General features: G+C 36.8%; 11 protein-coding genes and 3 pseudogenes. All 14 read right to left on the bottom strand.

Features of this window, described 5'->3' with window-relative positions; translation table 11 throughout:
* Positions 1 to 23: 23 nt before the first annotated feature.
* The 14 genes and pseudogenes from NTX22_07435 to NTX22_07370 all read right to left on the bottom strand — a co-directional run bounded on the left by NTX22_07435 (position 24) and on the right by NTX22_07370 (position 18586).
* A complete protein-coding gene (locus NTX22_07435; protein MCX6150334.1) occupies positions 24 to 590 on the bottom strand; it encodes a hypothetical protein in 567 nt (188 codons plus the stop codon).
* A 170-nt stretch (positions 591 to 760) separates the two neighbouring features.
* Positions 761 to 1873 carry an OmpA family protein gene (locus tag NTX22_07430; protein MCX6150333.1) on the bottom strand — a complete coding sequence of 371 codons (1113 nt, stop codon included), beginning with the start codon at positions 1871 to 1873 and terminating at the stop codon, positions 761 to 763.
* Positions 1874 to 2035: 162 nt separating this feature from the next.
* Entirely contained in the window at positions 2036 to 5545 is a 3510-nt protein-coding gene (locus NTX22_07425; protein ID MCX6150332.1) for an Ig-like domain-containing protein, read from the bottom strand.
* Positions 5546 to 5825: 280 nt separating this feature from the next.
* Positions 5826 to 6035: a hypothetical protein gene (locus NTX22_07420; GenBank protein MCX6150331.1), complete on the bottom strand. Its 210-nt coding sequence runs from the start codon at positions 6033 to 6035 to the stop codon at positions 5826 to 5828.
* 912 nt (positions 6036 to 6947) lie between these two features.
* Entirely contained in the window at positions 6948 to 7319 is a 372-nt protein-coding gene (locus tag NTX22_07415; GenBank protein MCX6150330.1) for a response regulator, read from the bottom strand.
* A gap of 39 nt (positions 7320 to 7358) precedes the next feature.
* The gene (locus NTX22_07410) at positions 7359 to 8564 is read right to left on the bottom strand and encodes an ATP-binding protein (protein ID MCX6150329.1); all 1206 of its coding nucleotides are present in this window, start codon (positions 8562 to 8564) and stop codon (positions 7359 to 7361) included.
* A gap of 298 nt (positions 8565 to 8862) precedes the next feature.
* Positions 8863 to 10065 (bottom strand): response regulator, encoded by a 1203-nt coding sequence (locus NTX22_07405; GenBank protein ID MCX6150328.1) that lies wholly within the window; start codon positions 10063 to 10065, stop codon positions 8863 to 8865.
* Between the two features lie 473 nt (positions 10066 to 10538).
* Complete coding sequence (locus NTX22_07400) at positions 10539 to 14792, bottom strand: PAS domain-containing protein (GenBank protein ID MCX6150327.1); 4254 nt, start codon at positions 14790 to 14792, stop codon at positions 10539 to 10541.
* 156 nt (positions 14793 to 14948) lie between these two features.
* Entirely contained in the window at positions 14949 to 15638 is a 690-nt protein-coding gene (locus NTX22_07395; GenBank protein MCX6150326.1) for a response regulator transcription factor, read from the bottom strand.
* A 200-nt stretch (positions 15639 to 15838) separates the two neighbouring features.
* Positions 15839 to 16192, bottom strand: a complete 354-nt coding sequence (locus NTX22_07390) for an OmpA family protein (GenBank protein ID MCX6150325.1) — start codon at positions 16190 to 16192, stop codon at positions 15839 to 15841.
* 84 nt (positions 16193 to 16276) lie between these two features.
* Positions 16277 to 16418: pseudogene (locus tag NTX22_07385) on the bottom strand (thrombospondin type 3 repeat-containing protein).
* Positions 16418 to 16522, bottom strand: a pseudogene (locus NTX22_07380) (thrombospondin type 3 repeat-containing protein). The pseudogenes NTX22_07385 and NTX22_07380 overlap by 1 nt, the downstream one beginning before the upstream one ends.
* Before the next feature lie 22 nt (positions 16523 to 16544).
* A pseudogene (locus NTX22_07375) lies at positions 16545 to 16735 on the bottom strand (thrombospondin type 3 repeat-containing protein).
* Between the two features lie 762 nt (positions 16736 to 17497).
* Complete coding sequence (locus tag NTX22_07370) at positions 17498 to 18586, bottom strand: ice-binding family protein (GenBank protein ID MCX6150324.1); 1089 nt, start codon at positions 18584 to 18586, stop codon at positions 17498 to 17500.
* Positions 18587 to 18876 lie beyond the last annotated feature (290 nt).

The raw sequence follows: 18876 nt of genomic DNA, 5'->3' as shown, positions 1-18876 counted from the left end.
ATTTATTTGATTCTGCAATCCTTTTATCTTTTTTTCTTGCCGTTTTCTTTTCTATCACGCTTATTATTTTGTTTGTTAGCTTTATTTCTTTCGTTGTCATTATTCCCTTTATTCCACCCATCGCGATTACCATTATCATGCTTTTGCTGCTTAACCCACTGATTATGTTCAGGATGGTTTTTGTTCGCAAAATATTTTGAATCCCGACTATCACGGATTGGCTGCTGGTCGTGTCTACCTTTAAAAGAGGAATATTTTTCCCGGTAGTTATCATGATTTCGCCAAGGTTCACGTTCATTCACAACTACTTTATAAGAATTATAATAATCATAACTACGAAAACGTGAAGGTAAGGATGATCTGTTAATCCAGCGTCCTCCATCATTATAATAATAACGATGTTGAGGAACATTGTAATAGACTTCAATATCCGGCAAGTAATAATATTCAACATAATCATAACCAGTGGGTCCCCATGCTGGCTGGATACCTAAATTAAAGCCGAGATTAAAACTTACTTGCGCTTTTAGAGGAACCGCAAAAACAATTAAAATTCCCAAAATTAAAATGGCAAAACAGATTCTTCGCATTTTTAGATTCTCCTTTATAGTAGTTAGTTATGTAGTAATGGCTAAGCCATGACAAATTATTTATACCTTAGATAGTTTCAGTTGGTTTATCTAGATTGAATCAAAATTCCCATTAGAGTCCTTTTAACATTAAGTTACAGGAATATTAATACATTGCTAAAAAAACTTAGTTACTTAATAATTCTAAACACAATTCTTCTGTTCAATGCTCTGCCTTCTTCTGTCTCGTTATCTGCAATTGGATTGGTTTTTCCGTAACCAACAGTTGTAAGTCTGTTTTCAGCTATACCTTTAGAAACAAGATAAGCTTTAACTGTTTGAGCTCTTTCTACTGAAAGTGTTTGGTTATAAGCATCGGAGCCTATATAATCACAATAGCCTTCGATTTCAACATTAACATTGGGTTTATCGTTTAATAACTTCACGCCCTTATCAAGCACAGGGTATGACTCCGGTAAAAGATCAGATTTATCGAACGCGAAATTTACACCAACCAGTACCAATCTGTCATCTGAAATTGCTACAATATATTTATCAACAAGAACTTCTTTAATAACTTCTTTTATAACTTCTTTAGGTATATGCTTCACAATCATATCTTCAATTTTATTATAATCTGTCATGTCTTTCATTTCCATGGTCATTCCCTGACAAGGCTCGCACTGCTTTGATGGTTTGCCTTTATCAAAATAGAAATTTAAGCCTGCGCTAAGAACTATATATGAATCGCGTCCATTTAACTCAGTCGGGGCAATAGTGCCGTCAAGTTCTGAATTGTTTGTAACATGATAACCAAACTCTGTTACTAAACTCCAATTTGGAAATAGCTTAAATTCCCCGCCGGCACCTACATTTAATTGTGTCCCAAATTTGTTATCATCCGGAAATGGTGTTTGTGCGTTATTTATTTTTTTATAATTACCGCCCATTCCAGCAAAAAGATAAGGTGAAACCGATTCGCATGGAGAAAAATAATATAGCAAATCAAGATCGCCTGTTAAAAGGTTTGTTCTTCCTTTAATTAATTGAGAAGATGCATCGATCCATTGTCCTTCCATGTAAGAATAACCACCTTTCAACCTTAATCCAACATGCTCAGAAAAATTTCGTTGGATTGAAAGATACGCTCCGAAATTAGAGTTTATTGAGGTTACGTTTACCGAGTATAATCTCGGATAACTTAAACCAAAACCGAATGCCCAACTATCGGTTGCTGTCTGTGCTTGAGAAACGCCAACGCCAATAGTTAATATAAAAGCAAGCGTTATTAAAATATTTTTCATTTCATGACTCCTTTATTATTTTTGAAATATTGAATTTCTGTTTAACTCAATACTATTAAATCAATTTCCGATCTATTCTCCAAGCAGTGGAGCCTATATATTGCGCTCATTTTAAAAATATAAGGTGAGGAGATAGTACCTCCTCACCTAAACCATTCATGATTAAGGAATATTAATGATAGTGTTCACCATTGTAACTGAACCAATAAGACTCAATGCTCTGCCATTCAACGTTGTTAATATAACGTTACCTGCAGTAGAGAAGGTAACTCCTGAATATGATATTATAGTACCTTCCATGGTGCCACCCCCGGCTCCATTAATAGTGGCTGCACTGCCTACCTGCCAATAAATATTTTTAGCTTGAGCGCCGCCAACAAGAATAATGCTACGGGCTTGTCCGGCTTGACCTACTGTTAGTGATGCTGCCATCTGAAAGACCCATACGGCATTCGGGTTACCTTGAGCATCGAGAGTGAGGTCGCCGGAAGTTATTTTAAATGTTCCTGCAGCAGCAGTATAGGTACCCGGGGCTAAAACTAATCCACCTAGTTCACCCGCACCTGGATCAGGACCTCCCGGAAGACCGGCGAGGTAATTGAATGTTGATGTGGCATCAGCCAAAGCCTGCTGAGCTATTGCAAATTTTTCAGCAGTGCCCGGAGCTGGTGGTGCACAGTTTATTGTTCCATTTACTGTACCGATATTAAGTGGTGTTTCAGTAAACACATTCCCGCCGGTATCGTGGAATCCGGTTATCAAAGTAGAAGCAGCAGTGCTTCCAATATCTCCATTAACAACCGTAAAGATTCCTTGATTGGTTAATCCAGCAGTGCCTCCAAAACCTCCAAAAGTTTCTGCCGCTCCAAGATCTATCGTTGGTCCTCCTGCAGTAAAGTTTGCTATTAATGTTCTGTTTCCACTTATATTAAACTGATAATTTGCATTTGTAGATACTTCCATTCCGTTCTCTGTCCAGTTAGTAAATGTGTATCCTGGATTTGGTGTTGCATTTACTGTTACTAAAGAGCCTGAATTAAATGTACCTCCTCCATTCGTAGTTCCGCCTGCTGATGGATTTGATGATAGCGTTACTGTATACTGTAACAGTATAGCACTAAAGTTTGCTATTAATGTTCTGTTTCCACTTATATTAAACTGATAATTTGCATTTGTAGATACTTCCATTCCGTTCTCTGTCCAGTTAGTAAATGTGTATCCTGGATTTGGTGTTGCGGTTACTGTTACTGAAGAGCCTGGATTATATGTACCACCTCCATTTGTAGTTCCGCCTTCCGATGGATTTGATGATAACGTTATTGAATATGGGATAACGGTTGTAAAGCTCCATACATAGTTATTTACCAGAGCTGTGCCTGCCAAGTCCTTAGCCCCGGTTGTAATTGTGGCTGTATATATAGTATTTGGTAATAGGTTGCTTGCCGGTGCAAAAGTGGCAGTTATACCGGAGTAGGACACAAAGCCGGAAACTGGTGTTGTACCTTGCATTAAGGTAAATGTTGCTGTACTAATAGTTGAGGCATCCATTGTCTTACTAAAAGTTGCGGCTATTTGTTTGTTTAAGCCTACACCTGTGGCAGCATTAACCGGGTCTGTAGAACTTACTGTAGGTGGAGTAATGACCACTCCTGCTCCTGTTGTAAAGCTCCATACATAGTTATTTACCAGAGCTGTGCCTGCCAAGTCCTTAGCCCCGGTTGTAATTGTGGCTGTATATATAGTACTTGGCAAGAGGTTACTTGCCGGTGCAAAAGTGGCAGTTATGCCGGAGTAGGACACAAAGCCGGAAACTGGTGTTGTACCTTGCATTAAGGTAAATGTTGCTGTACTAATAGTTGAGGCATCCATTGTTTTACTAAAAGTTGCGGCAATTTTCTGGTTCAAAGGTACGCTTATGGCAGCATTAACAGGATCCGTAGAACTTACTGTAGGTGGAGTGATGACCACTGCTGCACCTGTTGTGAATTTCCAAACATAGTTATTTACAAGAGGAGTGCCTGCCAAATCCTTTGCCCCGGTTGTAATCGTGGCTGTATATTCAGTATTTGGTAAGAGGTTGCTTGCAGGTGCAAAAGTGGCAGTTGTGCCAGTGTAGGACACAAAGCCTGAAACTGGAGTTGTACCTTGCATTAAGCTGTATGTCGATGTTTGAATAGTTGAAGCATCCATTGTCTTACTAAATGTTGCGGCAATTTTCTGGTTCAAAGGTACACCAGTGGCAGCATTAGCAGGATCTGTAAAACTTACAGTTGGTGGAGTGATTACCGCTCCCGCGCCTGTTGTAAAGCTCCATACATAATTATTTACCAAAGCATTACCTGCAAGATCCTTAGCCCCGGTTGTAATCGTGGCTGTGTATGTTGTGTTTGGTGCAAGATTGGTAGATGGTATATAAGTCGCTGTAATACCAATATAGCTTACGGTACCAGATACAAATGTAGTACCCTGCATTAAGGTAAATGTTGCAGTTGTAATAGTTGAAGCATCCATTGTCTTACTAAAAGTTGCAGCTACTTTCTGGTTAAAAGGCACACCAGTTGCAACATTAGCTGGATCTGTAAAACTTACTGTGGGTGGCGTGATAACTGCTGCTGCGCCAGTTGTAAATTTCCAAATATAGTTATTTGCCAGAGCAATGCCTGCAAGATCCTTAGCCCCGGTTGTAATCGTGACTGTATATTCAGTATTTGGTAAGAGGTTACTTGCCGGAGCAAGAATTGCAGTTGTACCGGAGTAGGACACAAAGCCTGAAACTGGTGTTGTACCTTGCATTAGAGTAAATACTGCATTGGTAATAGTTGAGGCATCCATTGTTTTACTAAAAGTTGCTGCAATTTTCTGGTTGAAAGCCACACCTGTTGCGGCATTAGCAGGGTCTGTAAAACTTATAGTTGGTGGAGTGATGACTACTGTTGCGCCCGTTGTGAAGCTCCATACATAATTATTTACCAGAGCAATGCCAGCAAGATCCTTAGCCCCGGTTGTAATCGTGACTGTATAAGCGGTATTTGGTGCGAGATTGCTTGCCGGTGCAAAAATTGTCGTTGTACCTGTGTAGGATACAAAGCCGGAAACTGGCGTTGTACCTTGTAACAAGGTAAATGTCGATGCTGTAATAGTTGTTGCATCCATAGCCACACTAAAAGTTGCGGCAATTTTCTGGTTGATAGGCACACCTGTGGCAGCATTAACCGGATCTGTAGAATTTACAGTAGGTGGCGTGACGACAGCTGCTGCACCTGTTGTAAAGTTCCAAACATAGTTTTTTGCCAACGCGCTGCCTCCAAGATTCTTAGCCGTTGTTGTAATCGTTGCTATATATATGGTATTTGGCGCAAGATTACTTGACGGTGCAAAAGTGGCTGTGGTGCCTGTATAAGACACAGTACCAGATACAAACGATGTACCTTGCATCAATGTAAATGATGCGGTGGTAATTGTTAAAGAGTCCATCGCTTCACTAAAAGTTGCAGTGATTTTATTATTGAAAGCCACATCTGTTGCGGCATTAATAGGATTTGTTGAACTCACTGTTGGTGTAGTGACAACCGGGGGAAAAGTGATTCCATCTCTGTTGTCGCAACTAGCCATAATTATCACTAGTAGCAGTGGTATTAACCAAACCTTAAAATAGTTTTTCATTTTGTTCATAATAAATTAACTCCTCAGATAAATTAGTTTTCGTTATTTACTGTTAAAAAGTTACGTATGTGTTTTGCGCTTGTAAATAGGGCAAGGGGATGAAAAAGGAACTACATCTTTTGGGTGATATAACCTTCCTATGATGTCAAGATTCCATCGCGAAAATTAATTGTACTTTATTCATTTAGAATACATTTAACAATCCTTTGCGGAGTTCCTTCAAAAAAGAATAATCAGCTACTTCCAAGCTCATATGCATTTACAAGTTTATCCTTATATATTCACACAATTATTGATCGATACGAAGTAAAGGTGGTTTGCCTGTACTAATGACAATTGTGTAATGAGTATTCTTTGCGGCAAGGAACGATACCGACTCATTCTGGAAAACAGCAGTCGCAGTAATATTTCCTTCAGGAGCGGTTTGATATTCCGTTGTTTGCCCGGGTTCGATATCGTCAATGCTGAATTTGTTGCTTCCTGATGTCTGTATATTCACTTTGACTTTGTTCAACTGTTCGTTCCGGATGCGGACCTGAGGGTCTGTATTACGGGAACAACCATTGATGAAAACAAAGAATACTATACTAAGAATACCGATAAATATGTTTTTCATGCGTTCTCCTAATTAAATTATTTGTTAGCTACCGAAATACTAATAGGTTGTTTTTGAGATTCTTGTCATTGTTATTATAGTTAGAAACCGCCCACATAGTGGTGGGTTCCCACAGGCGTGTTTGCGGCTTGAGTCTCTCCTTTATGTAATGAACATCGCCTTTAATTGTGTAAAAGAATTATGTTCTTTTTCGGTTACTGCCTTTTGACAACTAAATTCACACTGTTTCCAAAAACCACAATAATCCCAATACGTTGCAGACGTTTTTTCAATTAAAAACAATCGGATTTTTTAATAGTATAATTTGTGAATAGTGAAAAGGTATATCAATAGAGCAAAAGGATGAAAATAGGACTACATCCTTTGGATGAGTCAATCCCTGACGTTATCGGATTTAATGAAAGGAATTATTGTTGAGTAAATATTTTAAACTATAATTTTACGTTTCTAATTTTCGAATATTCATTTCCCTAATTCTATTAGGTTTTTTACCAATTTATTATTGAACAGGATATTCTTTCTAACTTTACAAAAAATTATCAAACTCTATTTTAAATTTTCAAATTTTGAAAACCCCACAACAGCTAACTTTTTTTGCCTAATCCATAAGTATTCTAAACCCAGATGAACCTTCTGTCAAATTAACTAAAGTAGAATCGAAATTTTGAACCACCGAATGATCCATTAACAGCCTTCCTATTGTTCCTTTTCCTGATTGTATATTGTTTGTAATCTTTGATAAATCGCTTGTGATATTTGAAAATTAATTACGAACATGGTTCTAAATATTGCTAACTAATTAAAATATTTTTTTATCTCCGTTAACAAAGTTTCTTTATTGAAGGGTTTACTAATAAACTTTGTTGCACCCGCAGACATAGAAATATCTTTGTCTTTTCTAAACGCGAATGCAGTAATAACTATAATTGGTGTGTCTTTGTATTTTTCCATTTTCCTTAGCTCCCTTACCAAATCAATTCCGTTTTTTCCGCAGTTCAGCGCTAAATCGATTATGAATAAGTCGTACTCATTTTCTTTTAGCGCAGCATAAAATTCTTCATCATTACCGCAGATTTTTAACTCATAATAATTTGGTAGAGTAGCTTTATAGACCTTTTGATTTAATCCATCATCTTCTACGATTAGCAATTTATTTTTTCTTTTCATCACGCTGCTTCCGGGTAAATTATTACTACGTTGATATAATTAATTTGTACGGGTAAAAACCAAAGTAAACTTAGTTCCTGCACCTTTTTCTGATTCCACCGTAATATTTATTCCATTCAAATCGCAATATTTTTTTACGAGTGAAAGACCTAAACCGTTCCCATCATATCTTCTAGAGCTTCCTCTCTCCTCTTGCATAAAAGGATTGTACATCATTTTCATAAATTCATCAGATATACCTATACCGGTATCCTCTATGCTAACATTAATGCCTTGTTCATTTTTTGAAACGTTAATCGAAATGTATCCTTTCTTTGTGTACTTAATAGAATTGTCTATTAAATTCACAAATATTTGAAAGATGCTGTAATGGTCACCAAATACCACGGCTTCTGTTAGGTTTGAGTGGAAATTAAATTTAAGTCCCTTATCTTCTATTATTTTCATATTCTCATTTATAATTTTTCCGATAATTTCTTTTAATAAATCAAATTCGCTGAAAGATGGTTCATATGTACCCACTTGCATTTCAGAAACATTCAAAATCAAATCAACAGTTCTAATCAGTCTATGACCGGCAGAATCAATTCCATCAAAATATCCTAAAAAATCCGGTGTTATTTGTTCTAACATCTCTTCTCTTAATAAATTTGAAAAACTCAAGACGACATTCATTGGAGATCTTATTTCGTGCGACATCTGATTGAGGAATTCGGATTTCAGTTTATCTGACTGCTCGGCTTTTTCTTTAGCAGCTATTAATTCTATGTTTGTCTTTTTAAGTTCTTTGGTTCTTTCCTTCACCTTTTCATCTAAAATCAGATTCTGATTTTCTAATTGCTGATGAAGATAGCGGGCATTAAGCAGATTTTTTATTCGAAGGTCAACTTCTATCAAATCAAATGGTTTTGTAAGAAAATCACTTGCGCCTCCGGCAAGCGCTTTTTGTCTAGATTCCGGTGTTATATCGGCAGTGAGTACTAATATGGGGAAGTAAGTATTGGCTGGAATAAGAACTTTCAATTGCATCATCACCTCAAAACCGGTTAAGTGTGGCATGTTCAGATCAAGCAAAATTAAATCCGGATTGAACTCTTCAAACAAACAAATAACCTGCGTAGGATCTTTAGTTGTTGTATAGTTTGTAAAACCTTTAGCATCAAGCAGCCCAGTTAGAACATCCAGGTTAGCCTGCTGATCATCTACAATAAGTATGTTTGCATTTTTAAGTGTTAAATCTATCATGGTTTCTTTCCAGTTAAATTATCACCTAACATTTTAGATTGTCTTCTTCTAAATTTCATGAGCAACTCCATATAAATAATCTAATACTTTTTTTCTGTATCTACCATTTGGGTAAAGCTCAAATATTAAAGAGCAACTTAGTTTATAGTCACAACGTAATAATTAAAACAACTCCGTATTGAAAAACGACGTCTTTGTTGAGCAATTTGTTAGTGGTTGCATTTTTCATTTAATCAAAAGAAATTTTTCATTTCATTTTAGTTACCAGAGTGTAATAATAGGTTCTCAATTTATTTAATTATTTTGGACAAGTAAAAAACAGAGTAAACTTAGTTCCTACCTCTTTCTTTGATTCTACCATAAGAGCTATTTTGTTCAAATCGCAATATTTTTTTACGAGTGAAAAACCTAAGCCGTTTCCATTATATCTTTCAGAGTTTCCTCTCTCCTCTTGCATAAACGGGTGGTACATTATTTTCAAAAATTCTTCTGATATACCTATTCCGGTATCATCGATACTGACAGTTATTCCTTGTTCATTTTTTGAAACGTTAACCGAAATGTATCCTTTCTTTGTATACTTAATAGAATTGTCTATTAAATTCACGAATATTTGGTAGATACTGTATAGATCACCGACTATCACCGCTTCTGAAAGAACTGAGAAGAAATTAAATTTAAGTCCCTTATCTTCTATTATTTCCTTATTCTCATTTATAATTTTTCCAATAATTTCTTTTAGTAAATCAAATTCTCTAAAAGATGGTTCATATGTACTCACTTGCATTTCAGATACATTCAAAATTAAATCAACAGTTCTAATCAGTCTATGACCGGCAGAATCAATACCAAAATAGTCTAAAAAATCCGGTGTTAGTTTTTCTACGAATTCTTCTCTTAATAAATTTGTAAAACTCAAAACATCATTCAATGGAGATCTTATTTCGTGCGACATCTGATTAAGGAATTCAGATTTCAGTTTATCCGACTCTTCGGCTTGCTCTTTTGCTGCCAGTAATTCTATGTTTCTCCTTTCAAGTTCTTTGGTTCTTTCCTTCACCTTTTCTTCTAAAATCAGATTTTGATTTTCTAATTGTTGGTGAAGATATCGGGCATTAAGAAGGTTTTTTATTCTAAGGTCAACTTCTATCAAATCAAACGGTTTTGCAAGAAAATCACTTGCGCCTCCGGCAAGCGCTTTTTGTTTAGATTCATGAGTTATATCGGCAGTGAGTACTAATATGGGGAAGTATGTATTGGCTGGAATATGAACTTTCAATTGCATCATTACTTGAAAACCGTTTAAGTGCGGCATGTTCAGATCAAGCAGAATTAAATCCGGATGGAACTCTTCGAACAAACTCATAACTTGCCGAGAATCTTTAATTGTTGTATAGTTTGTAAAACCTTTTACATCAAGCAACCCGGTAAGAACATCCAGGTTAGCCTGTTGATCATCTACAATTAGTATGTTTGCATTTTTTAGTGATGAATCTATCATTGTTTCTTTCCAGTTAAATTATCAATTAGCATTTTAAACTCTCTTTTCTGTTAAGTTGTGAGAACTGCGTAAAGAGTATCGAGTTTTTCATTTGCAAAATTTTTCCGGTTGAGTAATTATACTTTTTTACATTCTTCCAACTTCATCATATTTATCTAAAAAATATTTTTGTTTTTATGCATTCGAATAATTATGAGCTGTTCAAAATCAATCCAAACTTCAGCAGCTTTTCCTTTTTAATCAATAAGTTTGCTAATAAAAGATTTAGGATATCTTGTATAAACCCATGCTTCTCCAATTATTGCAGAAACAGCTGTTGATGATTTCCGAATCTGATCTATGGGAGTATATTTTTCTTATTTCGGAAATGATTTAGATATTTCGAAAACTTCCAAAGCCAATTTGAAAGCCACCTGATAAACAATCAAATCCCTAAATCCTTTATAAACTCTTTTCTCCATACTCACTTTTCTCTACACCTTACTGCTTTCCCTCATCCACTCATCTACTACTTTCAAAAATTGCACAACATCAATCGGTTTTATGAGATAATCTTTAGCCCCGCTTTCCATTAATTGCTCGATCTGTTTTGTCATTGCATCCGCGCTGAGAATAATAACCGGTATTTCCGCTGTTCTCGGTTCTGCCTGTAACAGCTTTATCACTTTACTACCATGCATGTCTGGCAGATCTAGATCAAGCATAATTAAATCCGGTTTGTAATCAATTGCAAATTGAACTGCATTTTTACCATATATATTTGTTATCAAATTAATCGACGGACGATGCATTACTAAAATCTGTTCAACTAACTGTATGTTCGAAAGATTATCTTCTATATACAAAATAGTTCTGCTTTTCTGTATTATTTCATCTTCCGGTTTTGAGAATTCATTTATTCGTTCGTAGCGATTCTTTTGACTTTCCGTCTGCGGCAGTTCAATCCAGAAAGTGCTTCCTTTGCCGGCTATACTCTCAACACCAATTTTTCCATCCATTGCTTCCATCAATTTTTTAGAGATGGCTAATCCGAGTCCGGTACCTTCGGTTTCTGTTCGTTCAGCACCAATGCGTTCGAATGGATTAAAAAGTTTTTCAATGTATTCCTTTGCAATACCTTTTCCAGTATCAATCACACTAATCCTAATTACATTCTCCTTTTTCACTTCCCCATTCTCCATATTGTAGCGAAGCGAAGATTCCGCTTCTGTGGGATTACATACTGATTTCCGTATTTTACATTTAACCTTAACCGAACCGCCTTGCCGATTATACTTAACTGCATTAGTAATTAAATTCAGAAGAACTTGTTTCAAACGCTGATGATCTGCTTTTATGAAGAGTCTTTCAATAGTTGAAGCATCTGCTTCGAGCTTGATTTGATTCTCATCAGCGAGATGACGAACAATATCAATCGTTTCCAAAATAATACCAAAAATCTCAACTGGCTCCGGTGAAACAGTCAGCCGTCCAGCTTCAATCTTTGACATATCGAGCACTTCATTTATTAAATTTAAAAGATGCTTTCCGCTTTTCAAGATTTGATTCACACCTTTTTTGTGAGCCGGATTCAGTTCTCCCATATCCATTAATTGTGCAAAGCCGAGAATTGAATTCATTGGTGTTCTAAGTTCGTGACTCATACGGGAAAGGAATTCACTCTTTGCAACATTTGCCCGTTCGGCTTCTGCTTTTGCTTTTGAAAGTTCGTTCTCATTTTTTTTACGTTCTGTAATGTCTTCAATTGCAAGAAGAATTATCCGTTCTTTGCCTCCAATTCCTCTTCGAATTTGCCGGGCATTCAAAAGCATAATGCGCTTGCCAATTGTAGAAAAATCGTGTTCAACCTCATAGTTATCAAATGTTGTCTTTTGAGGAAGGATGGTTTCCAACAACTCTCTTAGTTTAGGAATATCCCATTGGTGATTTCCCAGATCATATATTAGCTTTCCCACTGTTTCCTCAGGGCTTACCTTAAAGAACTCATAGAAGGAACGGTTGGGTTTAACTACTCTTAAATCTTGATCAAGTGCAATTAAAGGTTCACGCACAGTGTTGATAACACTCTCTGCAAATTCACTTGCTTCATCTGCGGATTTTTTAATCACAACAAGTTCTTTGCGGGTTTTTTCCAGTCCGGCTTCTATCTCCTTACGTTCGGTGATGTCCTCAATGGCAAGAAGAATTATCTGTTCTTTTCCCGATCCTCTTTGAATTTTCCGGGCATTTAAAAGCATGATGCGTTTACCGATTGTAGAAAAGTCGTGTTCAACTTCATAGTTATCGAAGGTTGTTTTTTCAGGAAGGATTGTTTCCAGAAGCTCTCTCAGTTTTGGTATATCCCATTGATGATTTCCAAGATCATATATAAGTTTTCCAATTGTTTCATCGGAATTTACCTCGAAGAAATCATAGAATGAACGGCTTGCTTTAACTACTCTTAGTTCTTTATCCAATATAAGTAAAGGCTCCCGCACAGTATTGATTATATTTTCTGCGAATTCACTTACTTCATCTGCGGATTTTTTAATCACCGCAAGTTCTTTGCGGGTTTTTTCCAGTCCAACTTCTATCTCCTTACGTTCGGTGATATCCTCAATAGCAAGAAGAATTATCTTCTTTTTTCCAAGGGCTCTTTCTATTTGCCGGGCATTCAAAAGCATTATACGTTTACCAATTGTAGAAAAGTCGTGTTCAACTTCATAGTTATCGAATGTTGTTCTCTCAGGAAGGATTGTCTCAAGCAGTTCTCTCAGTTTAGGTATATTCCATTGGTTATTTCCCAAATCATATATAAGCTTCCCAATTGTTTCATCAGAGTTTACCTCGAAGAAATCATAGAATGAACGGCTGGCTTTAACTACTCTAAGCTCTTTATCCAATAAAAGCAAAGGTTCCCGCACAGTGTTGATTATGTTTTCTGCGAATTCACTTACTTCATCTGCGGATTTTTTAATGACTGCCAGTTCTTTTCGGGTTTTTTCCAGACCGGCTTCAACCTCCTTTCGTTCGGTAATGTCCTCAATAGCGAGAAGAATTATCTTCTCTTTTCCAAGGGCTCTTTCAATTTGCCTGGAATTTAAAAGCATGATCCGTTTACCGATTGTGGAAAAGTCGTGTTCAACTTCATAGTTATTGAATGTAGTTTCTTCGGGAAGGATTGTCTCCAGAAGCTCTCTTAGTTTAGGTATATTCCATTGTTGATTTCCCAGATCATAAATAAGCTTCCCAATTGTTTCATCAGAGTTTACCTCAAAGAAATCATAGAATGAACGGCTGGCTTTTACTACTCTTAACTCTTTATCCAACAAAAGTAAAGGTTCCCGCACAGTGTTGATTATGTTTTCTGCAAATTCACTTACTTCATCTGCGGATTTTTTAATGACCGCAAGTTCTTTACGGGTTTTTTCCAGACCGGCTTCTATCTTCTTGCGTTCGGTAATGTCCTCTATAGCAAGAAGAATTATTTTCTCTTTTCCAAGGGCTCTTTCTATTTGCCTGGCATTCAAAAGCATGATGCGTTTGCCGATTGTAGAAAAGTCGTGTTCAACTTCATAGTTATCGAATGTAGTTTTTTCGGGAAGAATTGTCTCCAGCAGTTCTCTTAGTTTAGGTATATTCCACTGGTTATTTCCCAGTTCATAAATAAGCGTTCCAATCGTTTCATCGGAACTTACTTTAAAGAATTCATAGAATGAACGGCTGGCTTTTACTACTCTTAACTCTTGATCCAGTGCCATTAAAGGTTCCCGCACAGTGTTGATTAAGTTCTCAGCGAATTCACTCACTTCATCAGCCGATATTTTAATAACCGCAAGTTCCTTACGGGTTTTTTCCAGACCGGCTTCTATCTCCTTACGTTCGGTTATATCCTCTATAGCCAAAAGGATGATCCGTTCTTTTGTTTTGGATGTTCTTTCAATTTGCCTGGCATTTAAAAGCATGATGCGCTTGCCAATGGTAGCAAAATCGTGTTCAACTTCATAATTCTCAAAGGATGCCTTCTGAGGAAGGATGGTTTCCAGTAATTCCCGCAGCTTGGGGATATTCCACTGTTTATTTCCCAGATCATAGATAAGCTGTCCCACAGTTTCTTCAGGCTTCACCTTAAAAAATTCATAGAAGGAACGGCTGACCGCGACCACCCTGAGATCTTGATCCAAAGAAAGTAAAGGTTCCCGCACGGTGTTAATGACGTTCTCAGAGAATTCACTTGCTTCATCTGCCGATATTTTAATAACCGCAAGTTCTTTGCGGGTTTTTTCCAGTCCGGCTTCTATCTGCTTACGTTCGGTGATATCCTCAATGGCAAGAAGAATTATCTGTTCTTTTCCCGATCCTTTTTGAATTTTCCGGGCATTCAAAAGCATGATGCGCTTACCGATTGTAGAAAAGTCGTGTTCAACTTCATAGTTGTCGAATGTTGTTTTCTCGGGAAGGATTGTCTCCAGCAGTTCTCTCAGTTTAGGTATATTCCATTGGTGATTTCCCAGATCATATATAAGCTTTCCAATTGTTTCATCGGTGCTTACCTTGAAGAAATCATAGAATGAATGGCTTGCTTTTACTACTCTTAACTCTTTATCCAATAAGAGTAAAGGTTCCCGCACAGTATTGATTATGTTTTCGGCAAATTCTCTTACTTCCTCTGCGGATTTTAATTTGATTTTTGAAAGAGGTGGATAATTAACTGATTTTATTTTCTCTTGTAAATCGTTCTTTACCATAAAACCACCTTATGTCTAACAATGGTCAGAATTTATTTTTCTTAATATGTATTGTTGTTCGGGGTACGAACTCATTTCCGACTTAAATCGTTCATTCACAGAAATTATTCACTTCAAACTTGGTCTATTGTAAAAACAACAAGTACCGTTTTACCGCTAATTATTTAACATCGAAATACTCTTGGAAGTTGTTCTAAGTGTTTCATCTGAGTAAGAATAGTTTGCAATTTCCAGGCGTGTATGTAATGCAAGTTTCTCCATGATATTATGAATATGACTTTTAACGGTATAAGTGGATATGCGTATTCTTTGACCGATCTCCTTATTGCTCATACCTTCGCCTAGAAGCAAAATTACTTCCCGTTCTCTCGTTGTCATCTGAACTGCTTCTTTCAGTTTGGATTTGCCTTCTCTTACTGCATTATCAATAATTTGAGAAAAGAGTGAATCAACCAGGATAGGAGGTAATACAGTTGCTCCTTCAACTACTGTTCGTATCGTGATTAAAAATTCATTAAGCGATGCGTCTTTAAGGATGAAGCCGTTGGCACCGGCTTTTACATACTGTAAAATATCTGCCTGTACAGGCGCAAGGTCCATAACAATAATTTTTGCTTCCGGAAAATCTTTCTTCACTATTTCTACAACACGTAAACTATTTTGACTTCGTAATCCAAGATCCAAAAGAACCACATTCGGTTTTAGCTGCTTGATTTTTACAAGAGTACTCTTTCCATCTCCGGATGCCGCAATTACACTTATATCCTTATGAAGTTTAAGAATCGTAAGGATTCCATTCCGCAAAAGACGGTTATCTTCGATGAGTAGCAGTCTGATTTTTTTCATGGAATAATCTCAATAAATTGTAATTCAAATATTTTGTACCGGCAACATTGATTATTTCCAATGCCGCTATTGAAACATATGTAGATACTCTTGCTGAGTAGTGCTTTATTTATTACAAAACAAGAAGTAGCTATTATTTATAGAAGCGGCTTTACCAATACCGCTTCTATAGAAATTATTTTTTAACTTTATACTATCTATTAGTTGACCTTTGTGAGCAATTTTATCTCAACTCTTCTATTCATAGATCTTCCTTCAACTGTTTCGTTTGTAGCAATTGGTTTATCTTTACCATATCCTACTATTTTCAGATTATTTCTATTAGCGCCTTGGCTTACAAGATAGTCTACAATTGCTTTAGCTCTTTCTTTTGAAAGCTTTTTATTATAAGATGCTGAACCGACTTTATCAGTATATCCACCAACTTCCCATTTGTATTTCGGATGCTTATCAATGGTAACTACAAGACCTTTAAGAGCATCATACGCATTAGGCAGTAGTTTTGACTTATTAAATTCAAAATTTGTGTCGCCGCTAAGAACTAAAGATTCTATTTCACCTGGCTCTATTATAACTACAGTATCTTTTTCATTCTTAATAGGACATCCTTCAGAATCTACCTGAACACCCTTTGGTGTATTAGGGCATTTATCAAGATTGTCCGGAACACCATCACCATCGGAATCAAGCGGACAGCCGTCTTGATCTACCTTAAAACCGGCAGGTGTGTTAGGGCATCTATCAAGATAATCGGGAATACCGTCTTTATCGGAATCAAGTGGGCAGCCATTCTCATCTACCTTAACTCCGGCAGGCGTATTAGAGCATTTATCAAGGTAATCAGGAACACCATCTCTATCGAAATCAAGCGGGCAGCCATCTGCATCTACTTTAACTCCGGTAGGCGTGTTAGCGCATTTATCAAGATAATCGGGAACACCATCGCCATCTGAATCAAGCGGGCAGCCGAATTCATCTACTTTAACACCTTCTGGTGTCTTTGGGCACATATCTCTGGAATCGAGAACACCATCACCGTCTGAATCGCTAGTCCTACCGAAGTAATAAGATAGACCCGCAGTAGCAGTGATTAACATATCATTACTGGAACCATGTTGTATATCATCCAAATAATCTTTGGCACCTGTTATTAACCCAGCGGATACATTAAAACTCATACCCTTCGAAACCATAATTCGTGCTCCTACATCTCCATGGTAAGCCAACATATGGTGGCGATAACCATTTGGATCTGTATAATTTGGTAAATCAGTTTCGTTAGCATCCTTAGGATAAAACCAAAGTTGGTGAATGCCAAAATCCACAAATGGATAAACAACATCGTTAATAGAAAGAGTATAAAATATTCCACCGCCGTACATATCCATTTTTGTAGTAAATTTATGTGTTGGATTTGGTTTTTGGCCGTTTAGTAAATCTGTTGGACCATCTTGCCCCGAAATTAAAGCTTGCTGATAGAAAATTCTTAACCCAATATTTCCCATTCCTCTGGAAGGAATATAATATTCCAGGGAGCCTTTAGCAGTGAAATTAAGTTTGTTAGTTTTGTAATCGGTAAATGCTGATGTTACACCACCTTCAGCGGTAACACCAATTACGTTTGACATAGCGTTGTTTGGCTTTTGTTGCGCCATCATATCAGACTGAGCAACACCAAAAAGCATTAGTATAAGTAAGTAAACTATTTTCATTTCGATCTCCTTATTTAAAAAATTTAGTACAATTATTTTCTCTAATTCAGAGAAATTTCTTTTCCCCTGCCCGGACAGATATGCCTAACTTACTACAACGAAACAATTCCGCACTTAAGCGTTACCATCTTTATTTATTAAATAGAACTACCTAAGTATTACAAATTTCTTTATCGAGACGAAGGATCCGGATTCTAATCGATAAAAATACACACCAGATGAGAGACTGAGAGTTCCCTGGTTAGTATTGAAATTAACGCTGTAAGTACCGGCTGCACGTATATCATTTACCAGTGTGGCAACTTCAAGTCCAAGTAAATTATAGACCTTAAGTGTAACCTGTCCAGGTTTATCTAAACTAAATTGAATTTTAGTTGAAGGATTAAATGGATTTGGGTAGTTCTGATAGAGTACTAATTCTCTTGGTACTAATCCATTCTCAACAGCGGTCACCAACGGATTTGCAACTGTGTTGGCGTCTAAAGTAACAGCTGTTTGCGCTAATGCCTTGCCGTTAAGCGTTGCACCAGTACTTATAACAATTTCTGTTTTACATAAAATTATTCCTTTCATAGCAGCTGTTGTTCCAAGTGTAACTTTGCCGGCAACCTGCCAGAAAATGTTGGATGCTTGTGCACCACCACTTAGTGTAACAATTGCACCATTACCCACATTTAGATTCTGAGCTATCTGAAAGATAAAGACGTCAGTTGCATTGCCTGAAATTGTTAAACCAGCAGCAGATACTATAATTCCGGTACCCCACTTATAAATACCCCGAGTAAGTGTCTGCCCGGTAAGGTCTCCGGCATATAGCTCACTATAATCTGGTAATGTTCTTCCAGCAGCATCAGTATAAGCAGTTGCCATGTCTCCAATAGCAGTAGTTAATTTAGATGGGGATGGGTCAGTATAGTTAGCAGCATAAACCTTTCCGGTAACTAAAGATGAGGTTGCAAATGTACCTGAAGGATCCATTATTAATCCAAATCCAGTAATGGCTGTTGCCGCAATTGGACTTACCCCTAAATCACCGGTGATTTGAGTAACACCAGTAACTGAGATTCCCGATTTTGCAAGAATCACAAAATTGCCTGATGTTCCAAGGTTTACAGTTGCTGGCGATGATTGTGACATTACTACTGCAGGCACTATTAAACCCAAGGTAAGAATTGCTACAATGAATTGAATACACTTGCTTAAAAAAGCAGGTGGGTTATTTACTTTTGTTTTCATAATTAGTTCCATATAGTTCGTGTAAGTGCAAGTGTTCGAATAATTATATTTTAAATTGTTCTTGATTTAATTGCGCTTTAAAAATTCGTTTTTGATATTTAGGTGTAAGTAACTTACATAGTTATCAGGTAGGTGTAAATAAGGCAAAGGGATGAAAAAGGAACTACATCTTTAGGGTGAGTAAAAAAAAATTAAAGAATTGTATTTTGTTTATGTTCTATAAGTTTTGCAATCAAAAAAAATTACTATGCAATCGAAAGACAACATAGGCACCGTACACGAAAGCAAGT

This window comes from Ignavibacteriales bacterium (assembly GCA_026390815.1).
Classification (GTDB): Bacteria; Bacteroidota; Ignavibacteria; order Ignavibacteriales; family SURF-24; genus JAPLFH01.
Note: the sequence above shows the minus strand (reverse complement) of the source record. Positions and strands in the feature narration are given on the sequence as shown.